At 41.2% G+C, this 15,375-nt stretch carries 14 protein-coding genes and 1 riboswitch; of the genes, 5 read left to right on the forward strand and 9 right to left on the reverse strand.

Features of this window, described 5'->3' with window-relative positions:
* Positions 1-40: 40 nt before the first annotated feature.
* The 6 genes from uxaC to ASG46_RS01635 all read right to left on the reverse strand — a co-directional run bounded on the left by uxaC (position 41) and on the right by ASG46_RS01635 (position 7,185).
* Positions 41-1,477 carry a glucuronate isomerase gene (gene uxaC, locus ASG46_RS01610; RefSeq protein WP_056702723.1) on the reverse strand — a complete coding sequence of 479 codons (1,437 nt, stop codon included), beginning with the start codon at positions 1,475-1,477 and terminating at the stop codon, positions 41-43.
* Between the two features lie 136 nt (positions 1,478-1,613).
* The gene (locus ASG46_RS01615) at positions 1,614-3,368 is read right to left on the reverse strand and encodes a HAMP domain-containing sensor histidine kinase (RefSeq protein WP_045034584.1); all 1,755 of its coding nucleotides are present in this window, start codon (positions 3,366-3,368) and stop codon (positions 1,614-1,616) included.
* A 3-nt stretch (positions 3,369-3,371) separates the two neighbouring features.
* On the reverse strand, positions 3,372-4,094 hold the full coding sequence (locus tag ASG46_RS01620; RefSeq protein ID WP_024719803.1) for a response regulator transcription factor: 723 nt from the start codon (positions 4,092-4,094) through the stop codon (positions 3,372-3,374).
* A gap of 178 nt (positions 4,095-4,272) precedes the next feature.
* Entirely contained in the window at positions 4,273-5,088 is an 816-nt protein-coding gene (locus ASG46_RS01625; protein ID WP_017368048.1) for an ABC transporter ATP-binding protein, read from the reverse strand.
* Between the two features lie 21 nt (positions 5,089-5,109).
* Positions 5,110-6,132 carry a FecCD family ABC transporter permease gene (locus ASG46_RS01630; RefSeq protein WP_007500263.1) on the reverse strand — a complete coding sequence of 341 codons (1,023 nt, stop codon included), beginning with the start codon at positions 6,130-6,132 and terminating at the stop codon, positions 5,110-5,112.
* Complete coding sequence (locus tag ASG46_RS01635) at positions 6,133-7,185, reverse strand: FecCD family ABC transporter permease (RefSeq protein ID WP_008347113.1); 1,053 nt, start codon at positions 7,183-7,185, stop codon at positions 6,133-6,135. It lies immediately after the preceding gene.
* A gap of 259 nt (positions 7,186-7,444) precedes the next feature.
* Between ASG46_RS01635 and ASG46_RS01640 the strand changes: the two genes are divergently transcribed.
* The gene (locus ASG46_RS01640; RefSeq protein WP_025207967.1) at positions 7,445-8,383 is read left to right on the forward strand and encodes an ABC transporter substrate-binding protein; all 939 of its coding nucleotides are present in this window, start codon (positions 7,445-7,447) and stop codon (positions 8,381-8,383) included.
* A gap of 37 nt (positions 8,384-8,420) precedes the next feature.
* On the opposite strand, the gene ASG46_RS01645 is transcribed toward ASG46_RS01640, so the two are convergent.
* The 3 genes from ASG46_RS01645 to ASG46_RS01655 all read right to left on the reverse strand — a co-directional run bounded on the left by ASG46_RS01645 (position 8,421) and on the right by ASG46_RS01655 (position 10,978).
* Positions 8,421-9,830, reverse strand: a complete 1,410-nt coding sequence (locus ASG46_RS01645) for an amino acid permease (RefSeq protein WP_025207968.1) — start codon at positions 9,828-9,830, stop codon at positions 8,421-8,423.
* Between the two features lie 192 nt (positions 9,831-10,022).
* Positions 10,023-10,201: riboswitch (Lysine riboswitch) on the reverse strand.
* A gap of 122 nt (positions 10,202-10,323) precedes the next feature.
* Complete coding sequence (gene sspJ / locus ASG46_RS01650; protein WP_008347117.1) at positions 10,324-10,467, reverse strand: small acid-soluble spore protein SspJ; 144 nt, start codon at positions 10,465-10,467, stop codon at positions 10,324-10,326.
* 82 nt (positions 10,468-10,549) lie between these two features.
* Positions 10,550-10,978, reverse strand: a complete 429-nt coding sequence (locus ASG46_RS01655) for a MarR family winged helix-turn-helix transcriptional regulator (RefSeq protein WP_007500254.1) — start codon at positions 10,976-10,978, stop codon at positions 10,550-10,552.
* Positions 10,979-11,148: 170 nt separating this feature from the next.
* Here ASG46_RS01655 and ASG46_RS01660 point away from each other — a divergent pair, with 170 nt between their 5' ends.
* The 4 genes from ASG46_RS01660 (at position 11,149) to modB (ending at position 15,171) form a co-directional block, all read left to right on the forward strand.
* Positions 11,149-11,640 (forward strand): metal-dependent hydrolase, encoded by a 492-nt coding sequence (locus ASG46_RS01660; protein ID WP_008347118.1) that lies wholly within the window; start codon positions 11,149-11,151, stop codon positions 11,638-11,640.
* Positions 11,641-11,763: 123 nt separating this feature from the next.
* Positions 11,764-13,614: an LTA synthase family protein gene (locus ASG46_RS01665; RefSeq protein WP_056702727.1), complete on the forward strand. Its 1,851-nt coding sequence runs from the start codon at positions 11,764-11,766 to the stop codon at positions 13,612-13,614.
* A gap of 115 nt (positions 13,615-13,729) precedes the next feature.
* The gene (gene modA, locus ASG46_RS01670; protein ID WP_041507763.1) at positions 13,730-14,506 is read left to right on the forward strand and encodes a molybdate ABC transporter substrate-binding protein; all 777 of its coding nucleotides are present in this window, start codon (positions 13,730-13,732) and stop codon (positions 14,504-14,506) included.
* The gene (gene modB / locus ASG46_RS01675) at positions 14,506-15,171 is read left to right on the forward strand and encodes a molybdate ABC transporter permease subunit (protein ID WP_041507764.1); all 666 of its coding nucleotides are present in this window, start codon (positions 14,506-14,508) and stop codon (positions 15,169-15,171) included. Before modA ends, modB begins: the two co-directional genes overlap by 1 nt.
* Positions 15,172-15,375: the final 204 nt, after the last annotated feature.

A 15,375-nucleotide genomic window follows, 5' to 3' on the forward strand; every position in this document is an offset into this window, starting at 1 on the left:
CATCTTATCATAAAAACGCTTTCATATTCTTGCTTTTTGTTCATATCATCTTGCTTTTATGCGAAAGCTCATTTGCCCGTTCAAATTGAAAATACTGCTTTGCATTTTCATAGCTGATTCCTTTTACCATTCCCCCTAGCAAATTGAGATCATTAGGCGCTTCACCTTTTTCCACCCAATCTCCAATGATGTCACATAACAGTCTACGGAAATATTCATGTCTTGTGTAAGACAGGAAGCTTCGTGAATCTGTCAGCATCCCAATAAATCGGCTGATCAGTCCGATACTGGAAAGTGCCATCATCTGCTCTGTCATTCCCTGCTTTGTATCATTAAACCACCAAGCTGTTCCATGCTGCATTTTCCCAGGAGTCTTTCCATCTTGAAAACTTCCAGCTATTGTTGAAATCACCACATTGTCCCTTGGATTCAAGGAATAGAGGATGGTTTTTGGCAATGCATGTGCTTGTTCTAACCGATCTAATACGCGGCAAAGAGGCTTTGCAATGTCTTCATCATTCATTGCATCATATCCGGTATCTGGTCCAAGTCGCTTAAACATTTTCGAGTTGTTGTTTCTGAGCGCATTGATATGAAGCTGCATCGCCCATCCCCGCTGAGCATATGCCTGACCGAGTTCAATGAATGTGTGCGTTTTAAATTGAACCTTCTCCTTTTCCGTCAATGGATGTCCAGACATTCTTTTATGAAAAATGATCGTAGCTTCTTCTTCCGTCGTGTCTTCGTACGTCATTTCGTTGATGGCATGATCTGAAATCAAACAGCCCTGTTCATGAAAGAAATCGATTCGCATATGAAGTGCTTTTATGAAGTCTTGATAGGATTCGATCTTGATAGATGAAACCTCCGCCAGCTGCTGAACATACTCGATAAACAAGTCATTTGTGATATCTAATGCCTTATCTGGCCGAAACCCTGGCAGTACTTGCACAGAAAAGCCTTCTTCCCGCAGTTGTTGGTGATAAATCAGCGAATCAACCGGATCGTCTGTCGTCACAACCGTTTCAACATTTGATTTCACAATGAAATCTCTCGCACCAAATCCATCTCCTTGCAACTTTTCATTTACTTTTTTCCAGATGATGTCTGCGCTTTCTTCATTCAACAGTTCTTCGACATCAAAATATCGTCTTAGCTCTAGATGGGTCCAGTGATAGAGAGGATTTCCAATCGTCATCGGAACGGTTTTCGCCCATGCTAAAAATTTCTCATAATCTGAGGCATCTCCTGTGATATGTGTTTCAGGTATCCCATTTGCTCTCATGGCGCGCCATTTGTAATGATCTCCGTAAAGCCATGCTTCGGTTATATTTTGGAACGTTTTATTTTCATAGATTTCTTTTGGACTTAAATGACAATGGTAATCAATAATCGGAAGGTTCTTTGCAAACTCATGGTATAGCTTTTCCGCCGTTTGACTGTTTAATAAAAACTGCTCATCTAAAAAGGCTTTCATCAAACTCCCCCATCTCTTATAATGATGAAAATCAATTTGTTCACGTTAACAATTTCATTGTAATCGTTTACAAAATCGATTTCAATCCTAAAACAAGAAAAAACGATCTCCTTTAGAAAAGAAAATCGTTTTTTGGCTATTTTACAGATGGTGTTTTCTTTAGGATAATCGCAATAGTTGTTCCTTGACCTAATTCACTTTCTACTTGAATATCGCCATCGTGCAGCAAGACAAGCTCTTTTGCAATCGCCAGTCCTAATCCTGTTCCATTTGTTGGATCATTCGTATTTGTCCCTCTATAGTAACGATTAAATAAATGATCCACCGTTTCTTGCGCCATTCCGCGTCCGTTATCTTTCATTTCGATCCGAACTTCATCATTTGTTTCAGATAGAACAGCTTGAATAAGAGTACCTTTCTGGTTATGCTTCACTGCGTTTGCCAGCAGGTTCTCAATGACTCGTCTAAACCAGGCTTTATCGATCTCAAATATGACACCCTCTGTTTGATCTTCAAAGGATGACATATAATCTTCAGAAAGCGTGCTTCTTGAAAACTCGTCCATAATGGAGGCTAAAAATTCACCAAGCTCAACAGGTTTTCGATTAATAGGCAATGCACCATTTTTCAATCGATACGTGAGGTTTAAATCCTCAATCAAGGTCGACATGTATTCTGATTTCTCACGAATGACTTGTCCCATTTCCATGACTTCTTCCTTGGACCATTGGTATTGATCTGATTCTAGCATTAATCCATAGCCGTAAATCGTGCTAAGAGGCGTTTTTAGATCATGAGACAGCCCTGCGATCCATTCTTCCCTTGTGGTTTGAATTTTTCTTCGGTTTGCTTCATTCTCTTTTAACGTATTGGTGAGCTGATCCATTGTTTTGAGGATATCCTCAAACAGCCGGTACTCCCGCTTAATACGGCCCTTTTTATTTTTACTTACTGGAATACCTTTTCTATTTGTTGGCTCCTGCAATTTATTTCTTGATAAGAAAATCAGCCAGCGGATAATGTGATAGATCGGTAGCCCATAGCGATACGAGTACCATAATGTCATAACGATAATAATCGTAAGCGCAAGACCTGCAATCAAAAGCGTTGTATATTGGTTTAAAGCCTCTGTCTCTTTATCATAAAGCTCGTCTGGGCTGTATACTTTGTTTGGCACCGAAACAATCATATACAGATCTTTATTCACTCTGATATAAGACAGGTCACTTCTAAACTCCCAAGGCTTTGATTGATACTTGAGCAGTTCAACATCCGTTACGTTATTTTTCAAATTATTTTTGGCTCGGATACCTTTTAAGTATTTTCCTTCTTCATTAAACAGATGCACCGATCCATTCATTCTTTTCAAAAATTCTTTTGTTTCAACTGAATATTGAGACAATGCAGCCAGATTTTTTTCATGCTGCTTGAGATAATTGGCTACCTTTGTGCTGTTCGTTTTAAATCCATATAAGACGATAAAGCTTTCTTGATCAATCTCAATTGGCCAGAAGTACATCTTGTAATCTTTAAATTGTCTTTTTTCAAAGATCTTGATCATTTCATCCTTTTGATAGGATGTTGGAATGTTTTTAGGGAGTTGATAGCTATAGACGTTGCGTTTTTTGGAATCAATCACTTGTAGCCAGCCATCACGTTTTTCCACTGCTTGTTTGAGCTGATCATCGGCTTCCATTTTTCCATCCTCGTTAAAATAAAGCCAGCTCATGAGTGTATCTCCATCTGCCTTCGTTAAACCAGTTTCAGTCATATTCTCATAGCGTTTTTGAAAATAAAGATTTTCAGAGAATGTTTGCCCGATCGTTAGAATGACGATGACAATAAACATTTGTCCGACAAAGTGAAAGAAAAGTTTTGTTCGTAAATTCATAAACTATTGAAGAACCTTCACAGGTTGCGGAATGAACTTATAGCCCATACCACGGATCGTCACAATATATTCAGGCTGACTTGGATCTAACTCTATCTTTTCTCTCAGCTTTCGGATATGAACCATGACGGTGTTGTTGTCACCATATGACGGAACACCCCATACTTTCTCATAGATTTGATCTTTTGAAAGTACCACATTCGGATGGTCACAAAAATACTTCAGCAAGGACAAAAGCTGAGCTGAGCAAGCTGTCACCTTTCCCCTTACTTTCAACTCGGCTGCATGAGGATGGTACGAGAAATGAGCATATTCATATTGACTGTGCGCTTCTTCCTGCTCCTCCTGTAAGGAGATATAAGTTCGGTTTAAGTGCGCCTTAATTCTAGCTACTAGCTCTAACGGATTAAATGGCTTTGTGATGTAATCGTCTGCACCTTGTGCAAATCCAGTCAATTTGTCTACATCAGACGTTCTTGCTGTTAAATAGAAAATCGGTGCCTTCGTCATTTTCCTGATTTCAGGCAGAACATCAAAGCCTGACTTACCGGGCATCATCACATCTAGAAGTAAGAGGTGGATGTCCTCGTTTTTGACAATATCTAATGCTTCATCTGCATGATAGGCTTTATAAATATGTTGAAACCCTTCTTTTTTTAATACGCGTTCAACCATTTTTACAATTGCTTCTTCGTCATCTGCAATCAATATTTTTGCTGTTTCCACGCATCTCTTTCCTTTCTAGCTATGATCTCTAACCGTATATTACCATTGTCCAAAGTAAAAAAGTACCTCTTTTCTGCATAAAAGCGAAAAAAGATCAACTGGAGAAAATGGCATAACAAGGTAATATCAAAAAATGCAAAAAAACCCGGTCATACATACCGAGTTTTTTGTCCATCTATTATCCGTTCACAGCTTCAAGCTTTCTTTCATGATTCATTAAGTCATATGTTAAACAGATCGGCTTATTCGTTCTCGGATCAAGAACAATTTCTGCATCGATGTGGAACACCTGACTGAGCACCTCTTTTGTCATGACCTCATGAGGCGTACCATCTTTAATGACTTTCCCTTGATTGAGGGCAATCATGTAATGTGAAAAGCGTGCAGCATGATTCAGATCATGAATCACCATCAGCACCGTTCTGCCCTGCTCTCTGTTTAAGCGTTCTAATAGCTGAAGGATCTCCAGCTGATGAGCAAGATCTAAATACGTCGTTGGTTCGTCTAATAAAAGCAGCTCTGTTTCCTGAGCGAGTGCCATCGCAATCCATACCCGCTGACGCTGTCCACCGGAGAGTGCTTCAATTGGCCGGTCATGAAATGCAATCATTCCCGTCTCCTCAAGTGCCCATCTGATGATTCGTTTGTCCTCATTTGATAAACGGCCAAATCCATTTTGATGCGGGAAACGTCCGTATGACACAAGCTCATAAACGGTCAGACCACTTGGTGCTTCAGGCGTCTGCGGTAAGATGGCCATTTGTTTTGAAATTTCTTTTGTTGGTGTTTGATGGATAGCCTGGCCATTTAAATAAACAGCACCTTGATGGGACTTCATAATACGAGACATTGTTTTTAAAATCGTTGACTTCCCGCACCCATTCGGCCCAATTAATGTCGTCACCTTGCCTTTTGGGATGCTGATATTTAAATCGTCTACAATCAAACGGTCATGATAGCCAATACAAAGCTTTTCTGTTTCAAGTGATTTCATCTGTTGTACTCTCCTTCCTCATTAGTTCGTTTTCATCAATAAGTAAATGAAGTAAGGTGCGCCTAAGGCAGAAACGACAAGTCCAACGGGCACCTCTGATGGAGCAAGTATGACACGCCCAAGTGTATCTGCAAGTAATAACAGCAGTGCACCAATCATAGCGGACGCCGGTATCATCCCTTGATGTTTCGGTCCAACTAGCTTTCTTGCGAGGTGTGGTGCCGCTAACCCTAGGAACGATATACTCCCTGCAACAGCGACACTTGCACCGGCTAATGCAACTGCAATCAGCATGAGAAAACTTCTTTCTTTATGAACTGAAATCCCTAAGCCATAAGATATCTGATCACCCAAATTCATGATATTTAAGTAGCGTGCCCTCACCATCGCTAATACAAGAAAAATCAGCATCCACGGCACGACTGATAAGACATATGTCCAACTTGAGCCCCAAATACTTCCTGACAGCCACACAATGGCTTGGTTAAAATCATTTGGGCTCATCTTTAATTGAATAACCACAATCGCTGCCGAAAATGCAGCATTGATCCCAATACCAGTTAAAATCAATCGAACAGGCGTAATGCCCTTTTTCCACGCTAGCACATAAATGAGAAATGCAGCAAAGGCTGCCCCTGCGAAAGCGAAAAGCGGCAGTACAAATATCGTAAAATCACCTAAGTTCGACATCGAACCCTGAAAGGCAAAGATAAACAAAACAACCGCAAAACCTGCACCCGCATTTACACCTAGAATGCCGGGATCAGCTAAACCATTTTGAGAAACACCTTGCCAAATGGCACCTGATACAGCGATAGAAGCGCCAACAAGTAAAGCGATGACCATCCTCGGAAGTCTGAACTCGAATAATACAAGTTCATCCATTTCACTTCCGAGTCCAAAAAATGTTTTGAATGTATCCATCGGAGAAATCCGTATCTCTCCGGTATTTAAACTAATCAGGAACACAGCCACGATCGCTAAAAAGATCATGACCATCGTTCGTTTGTATTTCTTTTTCTTTGCCTGCTGCACCATTTCCATTTAAATTCCGCTCCTTTCACGTCTCGCTAAATATAAGAAGAAAGGAACGCCTATAATGGCTGTAATGGCACCAACTGGCGTTTCAAACGGCGCATTGACAAGCCTTGCCGCAATGTCTGCATAAATGAGCAAAATAGCCCCTAAAATAGCTGAGCAAGGGATAATCCAGCGATAGTCAACGCCGACCAAGAAACGCGTAACATGAGGAATCACAAGCCCGATAAAGCCAATAGAACCTGCAACTGACACGGCTGCACCTGTTAAAAGGATCACGACCAATATGCCAAGTACCTTGACTGTTCGTGTATATTGTCCAAGCCCTTTTGCTAATTCATCACCTAAGCTTAAAACCGTGATGGAGCGGGCAAGAATCATTGCGATGATCAGTCCTACAGCCGCAACTGGAATGATGATCTTAATATTGCTCCAATTCACACCAGCCACACCGCCTGCGTACCAAAAACTCATATCTTGCGCGACGTCAAATCGAATGGCAATCGCTGAGGAAATTGAGCTTAAAAGTGCGCCAACAGCCGTACCGGCTAATGCGAGCTTCACAGGAGTAAGTCCCCCTTTTGAAAGGGTTCCAACCCCAAATACAATAGAGGCGCCAAGTGCTGCACCCAAAAATGACCAAAGAATTAATGTAAAAGAAGATTGGCCTGGGAAAAAAGCAAACGCAATGGCAATCGCAAATGCAGAGCCATTTGTCACACCCATGATTTCAGGAGACGCAAGCGCATTTCTTGTCATGCCTTGCATGATGGCACCCGATACTGCTAAAAAGGCACCGACAAGTGCGGCACCAACTGTACGCGGCAGCCTTAGTTCCCTAATGATTTGATGTGAGGTTTGTTGTGAGTCAAAATGAAAGACGGCTTCCCATACCGTGTGTAAATGAATGTTTGCCGCTCCTAGCGATACTGATAAAAAAAGACCAAATGCTAAAGCAATGATTCCTATGATGACAACAGCTGCTGTACCAAAAGGCTTTGTCACAATATCTATCGCATCATCTTTAGCTGACAGCTGTTTATTCGATTGTGAGCCCAAAACCAGTCTCTTCCTTTCCGTTCATATCTATTCGTTATTAATGATAATGATTATCAATCTCGGAGTCTAGTATATCACTTTCTTCACGTTTTGAAATCCTTGTTCTAATAAATTTCTTTATTTTCATCAAAAAACCGGGAGAATTTCACCATTTTCATTTTGGTCATAAAATAGCCGATGCATTTTTTCTTCTATCATGTTAAGATATAATCGCGAATGAGAATCATTATCATAAACAATTGAATAGGAGCGAACTTTAGTGAAAAAACGAACTGGACTTCTTTTGATTTCCTTCATGACCCTTATGATTTTTACTGCTGCTTGCGGCAGCACTTCCAATAAAGAATCAGGAGCCAAAAAAAATGACACGATCACCTATCAAGATGTAAAGGGTGAAGTGAAACTGCCTCAAAACCCACAACGAATTGTGCTTCTGGCGGAAAGCTATTACGGGGATCTCGTCACACTCGGCAAAACCCCAATTGCTGCCACTGCGCCCATCTTTAAAAACCCTTTCTATAAAGGAAAAACAGATGGAGTGAAAAATATTGGAAAATCTCCCTCTGTTGAGAAAGTAGCCTCTTTGAAGCCGGATATGATCATTGCTTGGGGAGAAGATGAGAAATTTGATCAATACAAAAAAATTGCACCTACAGTTGCCATTCAATACAATCAATATTCGTTTAAAGATCAGCTAAAAGAATTCGGTAAAATGACAGGCACATCAAAAAAAGCAACGGATTGGATCACAAAATGGGATGCCAAAATTGCTGAAGTGAAACCAAAGGTAACAAAAGCTGTAGGAAACAAAACCGTTTCGATCGTATCACCATTCGATAAGGGCATTTACATTTTCGGTAACACTTTTGCACGCGGTGGTGAAATCATTTATGACGAGCTGAAATTAAAAGCTCCGAAGGCCGTCCAAAAAGAAGCCATCGACAGTGGTGTCGGTTATGCAAACATTTCTCTTGAAAAGCTTCCAGAATTTGCAGGTGATTATATTTTCACAAGCCCATGGAGTGGTTCAAAAAGTAATGGCGATCAAGTGTATAAAAGCAGCATCTGGGCATCACTTCCTGCTGTCCAAAACAAACGTGTATTTGAAACAGATACAGTCGGTTACTTCTTTAATGACCCTGTGTCACTAGAAGGTCAGCTCGAATTTATTGTGGATCGATTAACATCTGCCTCATAAAAAAATACGTTTCTCCAATGCTGGAGAAACGTATTTTTTAAACTGTACCTTTGGCAAATTTCTTGGACATGAATGGGTAGAGTAAAATGCCAACTAAGAACAATCCAATCCCAAGACCAAATGTTTTTAAATCAGCTGTGCCTGAAATAATGACCCAAGCGGAATACCCCATGGCCACAAGCGCAATGATCCCGTCTCTTGTCCGGTTTCCTTTTTGGAGCTCATATGTGTCACCTTGCATGATGACCTTAAAGCTGTAGATCGACGACACGATATACGGAATGAGATACGCAAGTGTCGCTGATGTTGTTAAGAAAGTAAAGGCTTCATTAATCGTACGTGACATGACTGAGAAAATAAACAGCTGTGACATGATATTTGTGACAGTCAAAGCAAAAACAGGACTGCCTTTTTTGTTTGTTTTTGCAAACACTGCTGGGAAATCGCCAGCTTTTGCTGCTTGATAAGGGACTTCAGAACCAAGCAAAATCCAGCCAAGCATCGAACCAAATAAACAAATGATCGCAAGAAGTGCCATGACAATGCCGCCAGCCGGCCCGATAATGAGCTGAAGCACGTCTACGAATGGTTTATCAGAACCTTGCAATTGATCATGCGGCAGAACGCCCATTGTAATCAAGGTAATAATCATATAAATAGACAGTGCAATTAAAAGTCCAGTAATCGTCGCACGTTTGACATCACGCTGCGAGGAGGCTCTTCCTGATAAAATGACAGCAGATTCGATGCCGATAAATGCCCATAGTGTGGAAATGGCCGCATGATGAATTTGGCCTCCAAGTCCGAGCACTCCTTCACCACTTGCTGCTTCAACAGGGAAGTAATAATGTTCAAATAATGCGGTTTGGAATGCAAATAAGCCTGCGACAATAAAAAGGACGAATCCAAGCACCTTTGAAAAGGTCGTAATAAAGTTCAGCTTACTTGCTGCGCTTAAGCTTGTAATTAAAATCGTATGAGTCCCCCATAGAAGGATTGTACATACGATAAACGTTGTGAGCTGACCAAGTGTGATCGCTTCTTTCCCAAAAGTAAAGACCTCCGTTTTCACGGTTAAAATTGGGAAAAAGGTTGTTAAATAACCAGCTAGGCTTGTGATAATGGCGACATTACTAATCCAGCTTGCCACCCAATATCCCCAAACCATTGTAAAACCGGCTGCTTTTCCTTTTTTCGGATCTTTAAAAAGCGCTCTTGCATAGCTTTGTGGTCCAGCTGTCAGCTGCGGTTTATGAATGGACAAATGTCCAAACACAAAGGCAATCATCAGTACGCCGCCACCTGTGACAAGCCATGCCATCGTCACACCTAAAGGACTTGCATGCTGGGCAAGTGTACTAGGCAGCATAAAGATGCCTGAACCTACCATATTTCCGACGACAAAAGCCGTCAATAACCAAAAACCCCATTTTTTTGTCTGTTCCATTTTCGTACCTCCGTTATATTCACTTTGGACCAGACCCGGCAGTATCTTCATTGATATATTTGTGAAGCAATGACTTGCATTCTTTATGTTCATGTTGGGTCACTTTCTTACCAGCATACCCTTTTCTTAGGCAATCAGAACATAAAAAAAAGCCTGAACAAAAGTCCATGCTTTTCAAAACATACACCTTGATCTCCGGATAGCCCTCCACGCTTCAAAGACGTGGCAGTCCTGCATTTGTTCAATGCAGACCCAGCATAAAGAAAGTTGGAGCTCTCTCTACACTTCGGCGCTGATGCCTTTTTTCTCATGATCAACGATTCCATCTCTCCCATGAGTGACTCATCATCCGCGCAACCTCTACCTCACTGAGACATAGCGTGAGGATTTCTATTCATTTTTACTACACGAAGGTTATCAAACATTCTCATATCTGTCAAAGGGAAAAACATAGAAAAAAGGCAGAGAAATGATTCTCCGCCTTTTTGTCAGCTTATTGATGGTTGTTTTTCTTCTTTTGGACAGCTTCTTGAAGCGGATCGCCTGCTAGTTCTTTACTTGCTTCTTCTAACAGCTGATCTACCTGCTGGTGGTCTTTCTCGCTTTTCGCCTTTTTATCCTTTTGGAAAAATGACATCGCTATTTCCCCCCTTTTCATAAAATGCCTTTGCCTGTTTAATTTGTGCTACAGCGCTCAGCATTATACAAAGAGGAGCGGTTCATTCATCGTGAAAGGTCTGTCTCATTTTTTGCAAATACGTTAGAAAGGTCTTTAAGTCTTCCTCTGTGAAGTCTGACATCATATGCTGAATCACCTTTCCAAAAAGACGTGTATGCTTTTCGTAAATAGCCAGCCCTTTTTCCGTGGCTTCTAGCCGGACAAGGGAATGATCGTCCTTGTCCCTCTCTCTCTGAATGTAGCCTTGCTCACATAATTTATTGAGGGCAATGGAAGCGGCACCTGGGTTGAGAGAGAGTCTTTGTTTGAGCTCTTCAGCATGTGATACTTTTCCTTGTATCAATATAGAAAGAGCATATATCTGTGGAGGCGTGATGTCTTTTTCTAACTCAAGTAACTTGCGGTTTAATTTACGGCTGACTTCATAATGTACAAGAACAATTTCTTTTAAAATGTCTGCATTACTCATCCGAATCGCATCCTTATCGTTAGTGTCAATATGACTTCCTTCTTATTATAGAATGTTTTTCCAAACAGCCAACTATTTTATCCCATTTTCTTTAGAAATAAGCCTTGCTGAATGGATTCACCCTTGATATAGTGAGTACTTGAACAAAAAACAGAACAGGAGTACGCATCATGACAGGAAAAACACATATTATGGGCGGAATTGCCGCCTCCACAGCCGTCGCCTATTATTACGGATTCGAACCAGTGACGATGGCTGCTGCTGGATCAGTAGGTGCCCTCATCCCAGATCTATGTCATACGAAAAGCAAAATCGGCAGGAAATTCCCGCTCCTTTCCACACTGATCAGTAGTGTATTCGGGCACCGCACCTTTACACATAGTTTATTATTTTTGCTGATCATTTATTTTATTGCGACAACATACATTCCAAATGACAGCCTCAGTACCGGGTTACTAGTTGGGATGGCAAGCCACCTCATCCTTGATGCAGGCACAGTGAACGGTATTAAATTTTTGTTCCCTGCAACCATGAAAGTACGTCTCCCCTTTTATGTCAAAACAGGCAGCACAGGAGAACAAGTCGTACTAGCTGCTCTGACCATTGTCACCTGCTATTACATGGCTGTCATTTGCGGGATATCCATCCCATTGCCGTTTTAGAAAAAGAAAAAAGAGTTTTGCAAAAAAGCAGGATATGAATTGATCATTCCTCATTTTTTTAGTAGTTTTAAGATAAGTGTTTTTGCCTTGCAGCTGAATACAGAATGGTGAGGAGTTACATAAATGAAAGCGTTTTTCAAAAATCACTGGTTTTTAGTGTACTCCATCCTCTTTATGTGGATGAAAACATACATCATTTATCAATTCGGATTTCATATACGAACGGCCAATCTGTTTCACGAATGGCTGCTTTTGATCAATCCACTTAGCTTTTTGCTCCCTTTGTTTGGGATTGCTCTTTTCTTAAATGAAACGAAACAAAAGGTCTTTTTATTGACCACAAATTTTATTTTGACAGCCATTTTGATATCGAATACGATCTTTTACGGTTTTTATATTGATTTCATTACCATTCCTGTCTTATTTCAAGCAAAGAACATGGGAGATATGGGCAGCAGTATGACTGAATTGTTTCATCCGCTATTTATACTCATGCTGATTGACTTTGTGGTGCTGGCATGGCTCTTAAAACGGAAACCGCTATCACCAAAAGCGTCTTTTAAGACAATCAAAACATACTATGTGGTTTGCTGCAGCTTGCTATTGTTCCATGTCAGCTCAGCTTTGATGGACCACCCTCGATTTTTGACAAGCTCATATGATCGAGAAGTCATTGTACGAAACCTTGGGCTGTTTCAATTCCATTTGTATGACGGTGCCGCTCAAACAGCACGAATTGGACAAAAAGCCTTTGCTGACGAAGATACACTTTCAACAGTGGCAAACTACACAAAAGCTGATTACAGTGCACCGAATGAAGACTACTTTGGACTTGCTAAAGGCAAAAATGTCGTGTTCATTTCACTTGAATCAACGCAGCAATTTGTCATGAATCAAAAGGTGAATGGACAATACATCACACCATTTTTAAATGAACTTGCCAAAAAAAGCTTCTATTTTGATGAATTTTATCAGCAGACAGAGCAAGGCAAAACGTCGGACTCAGAGTTTATCGTCGCAAACTCCCTCTATCCATCTAGCAGTGGCGCTGTCTTTTTCACAGCGAGTGACAACGAATATGACACACTGTACAAGCAATTGAAAAAAGAGAATTATCAATCCGTCCAATTTCATGCGAATAATAAAACGTTCTGGAATCGTGATGTGATGTATGAATCTCTTGGGATTGACCGCTTTTATGATGTCGATTCATTTGATGTCAATGAACAGAATTCGACTGGCTGGGGCTTAAAGGATATCGACTTTTTTGACCAATCCATCGATTATTTAAAAAAGCTGAAGACGCCTTATTACAGCACGTTTATTACCTTAACCAATCACTTCCCATTTGAAATTGATCCAAAGGATCAGTTCATTGATGAATACGATTCGACTAGCACCATTTTAAACCGCTATGTGACCACCGTCCGCTATCAAGATGAAGCTATCAAAAGGTTCTTTGAACGAGTGAAAGAAGAAGGACTATATGAAAATACAATGTTTGTCCTGATGGGAGACCACTATGGCATTTCAGAAGCACATCATGAGGCAATGGCAGAGCTGCTGAAGCAGGATGAAATCACACCGTTTGATGCGGTTAAACTGCAGCGGGTCCCTTTTTTGATTTACATTCCTGGGGTGACAGACGAGGCCCCTCAAACCATTTCTGAAACAGCCGGTCAAATGGATGTCAAACCGACACTTCTTCATTTACTCGGCATTGAATCAAAAGATTCTATTCAATTTGGGAATGATCTTTTCTCCAATGAACGGACACCGTTCGCTGTGCTGAGAAATGGAAACTTTATTACGGATGATTATCTTTATACAAAGAACACGTGCTATGATCAAAAAACAAAACAACCTGTTGAAGAAGATGAAGTATGCCAGCCTTATATAGAAAAAGCCAATAAAGAGCTGTCTCTATCAGATAAAGTGATCAACGGGAACTTACTACGTTTTTATCAGCATTAAAAGCTGCCCTCTGGCGGCTTTTTCTTTTCTCTTTTCCTGAAAGCCTATGAATGGTCAAATAAGTTTGATTATAATAAAGGATACACATGATGTTGAATGATAAAGAGGTGTGATCATGAAATATTTATTCTTAACCTACGTCACCATCTGTTTGCTCCTGACTGGGTGTCAAACGGAGTCGACGTCATCAGATCAAAGCAAAAAGACAGAACTTGTGATTTCAGCGGCGGCAAGCCTGCAGGATGCTTTGAAAGAGATTGAATCTGCCTATGAAGATGATCATCCAAACGTGACACTCACGAATAATTTCGGATCATCCGGCGCATTGAAACAGCAAATCGCTCAAGGAGCAAAAGCGGATCTCTTCTTCTCAGCAGCTGAAGAGCCTTTTGATGACCTTGTTCAATCTGGCGACATCGATCAGGATCATACAAAGGATGTCATACAAAATGAGCTTGTCCTCATCGTGCCAAAAGAAGGTTCCTCTTCTATCAAAACCTTTCGCGAGGTTGATCACATAAAAGGAAAGATAGCGCTTGGCACACCTGAATCTGTTCCTGCTGGTACATATGCAAAAGAGATTTTCACAAAACTGAATATATGGGACCAAGTGAAACAGAACGCTGTCTATGGCAAGGATGTTCGTCAAGTATTAAACTATGTCGAAACAGGAAATGTGGAAGCTGGTGTCGTGTATAAGACGGACGCGCTCGTTTCTCGCAAAGTAAAGATAGTAGATGAGGCAAATCAAGGCATGCATTCCCCCATCATTTATCCTGTTGGCATTGTAAAACAGACCGATCACATGAAAGAGGCGAAAGCATTTTTTCAATATCTCCAATCAGATCCGGCCGCAGCGATTTTTAAAAAGTACGGCTTTCAAGTGAAATAATGCCGATGCTGACCGAAGATTTTCTTTCACCTATCTGGCTGTCCGTACAAGTGGCTGCTTTCAGCGGGTTATTGGCTGTCGTTTTAGGAACGTCCATTGGTTTTTGGATGGCCCGTACATCTTTCAAAGGGAAAATGATCGTGGAAACGCTCCTCATGATGCCGCTTGTCCTTCCGCCAACGGTCGTAGGATTTCTGCTGCTCGTTGCGTTCGGGAAGAACAGTGTGATTGGACAAGCGATTGAATGGATCTTCCATCAGCCTGTCATCTTCACTTATTGGGCAGCAGTCATTGCATCGACAGTTGTCGCATTCCCGCTCATGTATCAATCAGCGAAGGCTGGATTTTCTACGATTGAGTCAGACATTGAAGGTGCTGCAAAAGTTGATGGTGCGCATTCTTTTCAGGTCTTTGCCTATATTACCGTCCCACTCGCACTGCCATCTCTTCTCTCTGGTGCAGTTTTAAGTTTCGCAAGGGCGTTAGGAGAATTTGGAGCGACTTTAATGTTCGCTGGCAACATTCCTGGGAAAACGCAAACCCTCCCAACAGCCATCTATGTGGCGATTGATTCTGGACGAATGGAACTTGCGTGGGCTTGGACGATTTGTATTGTGATCCTGTCTTTCCTCATGCTGTTGGCTGTGCGCCGAAGCAGGAATTAAAAAATCCCCTTCTCAAAAAGAGAAAGGGATTCAGATTGTTGACAAAGGGCTAAAATGAACTTGATTTTAGCCCTTTGTCTTCTTTTCAGCGTGATAGAAAACCTTTGCTGTACTGGTGCGTAGCGAATTTGACATTCGTGAGCACCTGCACGCAGAACTGACTGACAAAGAATGCGAGGGTTTGTCTACACGCTGAGGGGATTT

Source organism: Bacillus sp. Leaf49 (assembly GCF_001426125.1).
Classification (GTDB): Bacteria; Bacillota; Bacilli; order Bacillales; family Bacillaceae; genus Bacillus; species Bacillus altitudinis.

Excerpts from the sequence above, each read along its gene's own strand:
- uxaC (WP_056702723.1), bottom strand. The coding sequence starts at position 1,477 with ATGAAAGCCTTTTTAGATGAGCAGTTTTTATTAAACAGTCAAACGGCG.
- ASG46_RS01615 (WP_045034584.1), bottom strand. The coding sequence starts at position 3,368 with ATGAATTTACGAACAAAACTTTTCTTTCACTTTGTCGGACAAATGTTT.
- ASG46_RS01625 (WP_017368048.1), bottom strand. The coding sequence starts at position 5,088 with ATGAAATCACTTGAAACAGAAAAGCTTTGTATTGGCTATCATGACCGT.
- ASG46_RS01630 (WP_007500263.1), bottom strand. The coding sequence starts at position 6,132 with ATGGAAATGGTGCAGCAGGCAAAGAAAAAGAAATACAAACGAACGATG.
- ASG46_RS01645 (WP_025207968.1), bottom strand. The coding sequence starts at position 9,830 with ATGGAACAGACAAAAAAATGGGGTTTTTGGTTATTGACGGCTTTTGTC.
- sspJ (WP_008347117.1), bottom strand. The coding sequence starts at position 10,467 with ATGTCATTTTTCCAAAAGGATAAAAAGGCGAAAAGCGAGAAAGACCAC.
- ASG46_RS01655 (WP_007500254.1), bottom strand. The coding sequence starts at position 10,978 with ATGAGTAATGCAGACATTTTAAAAGAAATTGTTCTTGTACATTATGAA.
- ASG46_RS01660 (WP_008347118.1), top strand. The coding sequence starts at position 11,149 with ATGACAGGAAAAACACATATTATGGGCGGAATTGCCGCCTCCACAGCC.
- ASG46_RS01665 (WP_056702727.1), top strand. The coding sequence starts at position 11,764 with ATGAAAGCGTTTTTCAAAAATCACTGGTTTTTAGTGTACTCCATCCTC.
- modA (WP_041507763.1), top strand. The coding sequence starts at position 13,730 with ATGAAATATTTATTCTTAACCTACGTCACCATCTGTTTGCTCCTGACT.
- modB (WP_041507764.1), top strand. The coding sequence starts at position 14,506 with ATGCCGATGCTGACCGAAGATTTTCTTTCACCTATCTGGCTGTCCGTA.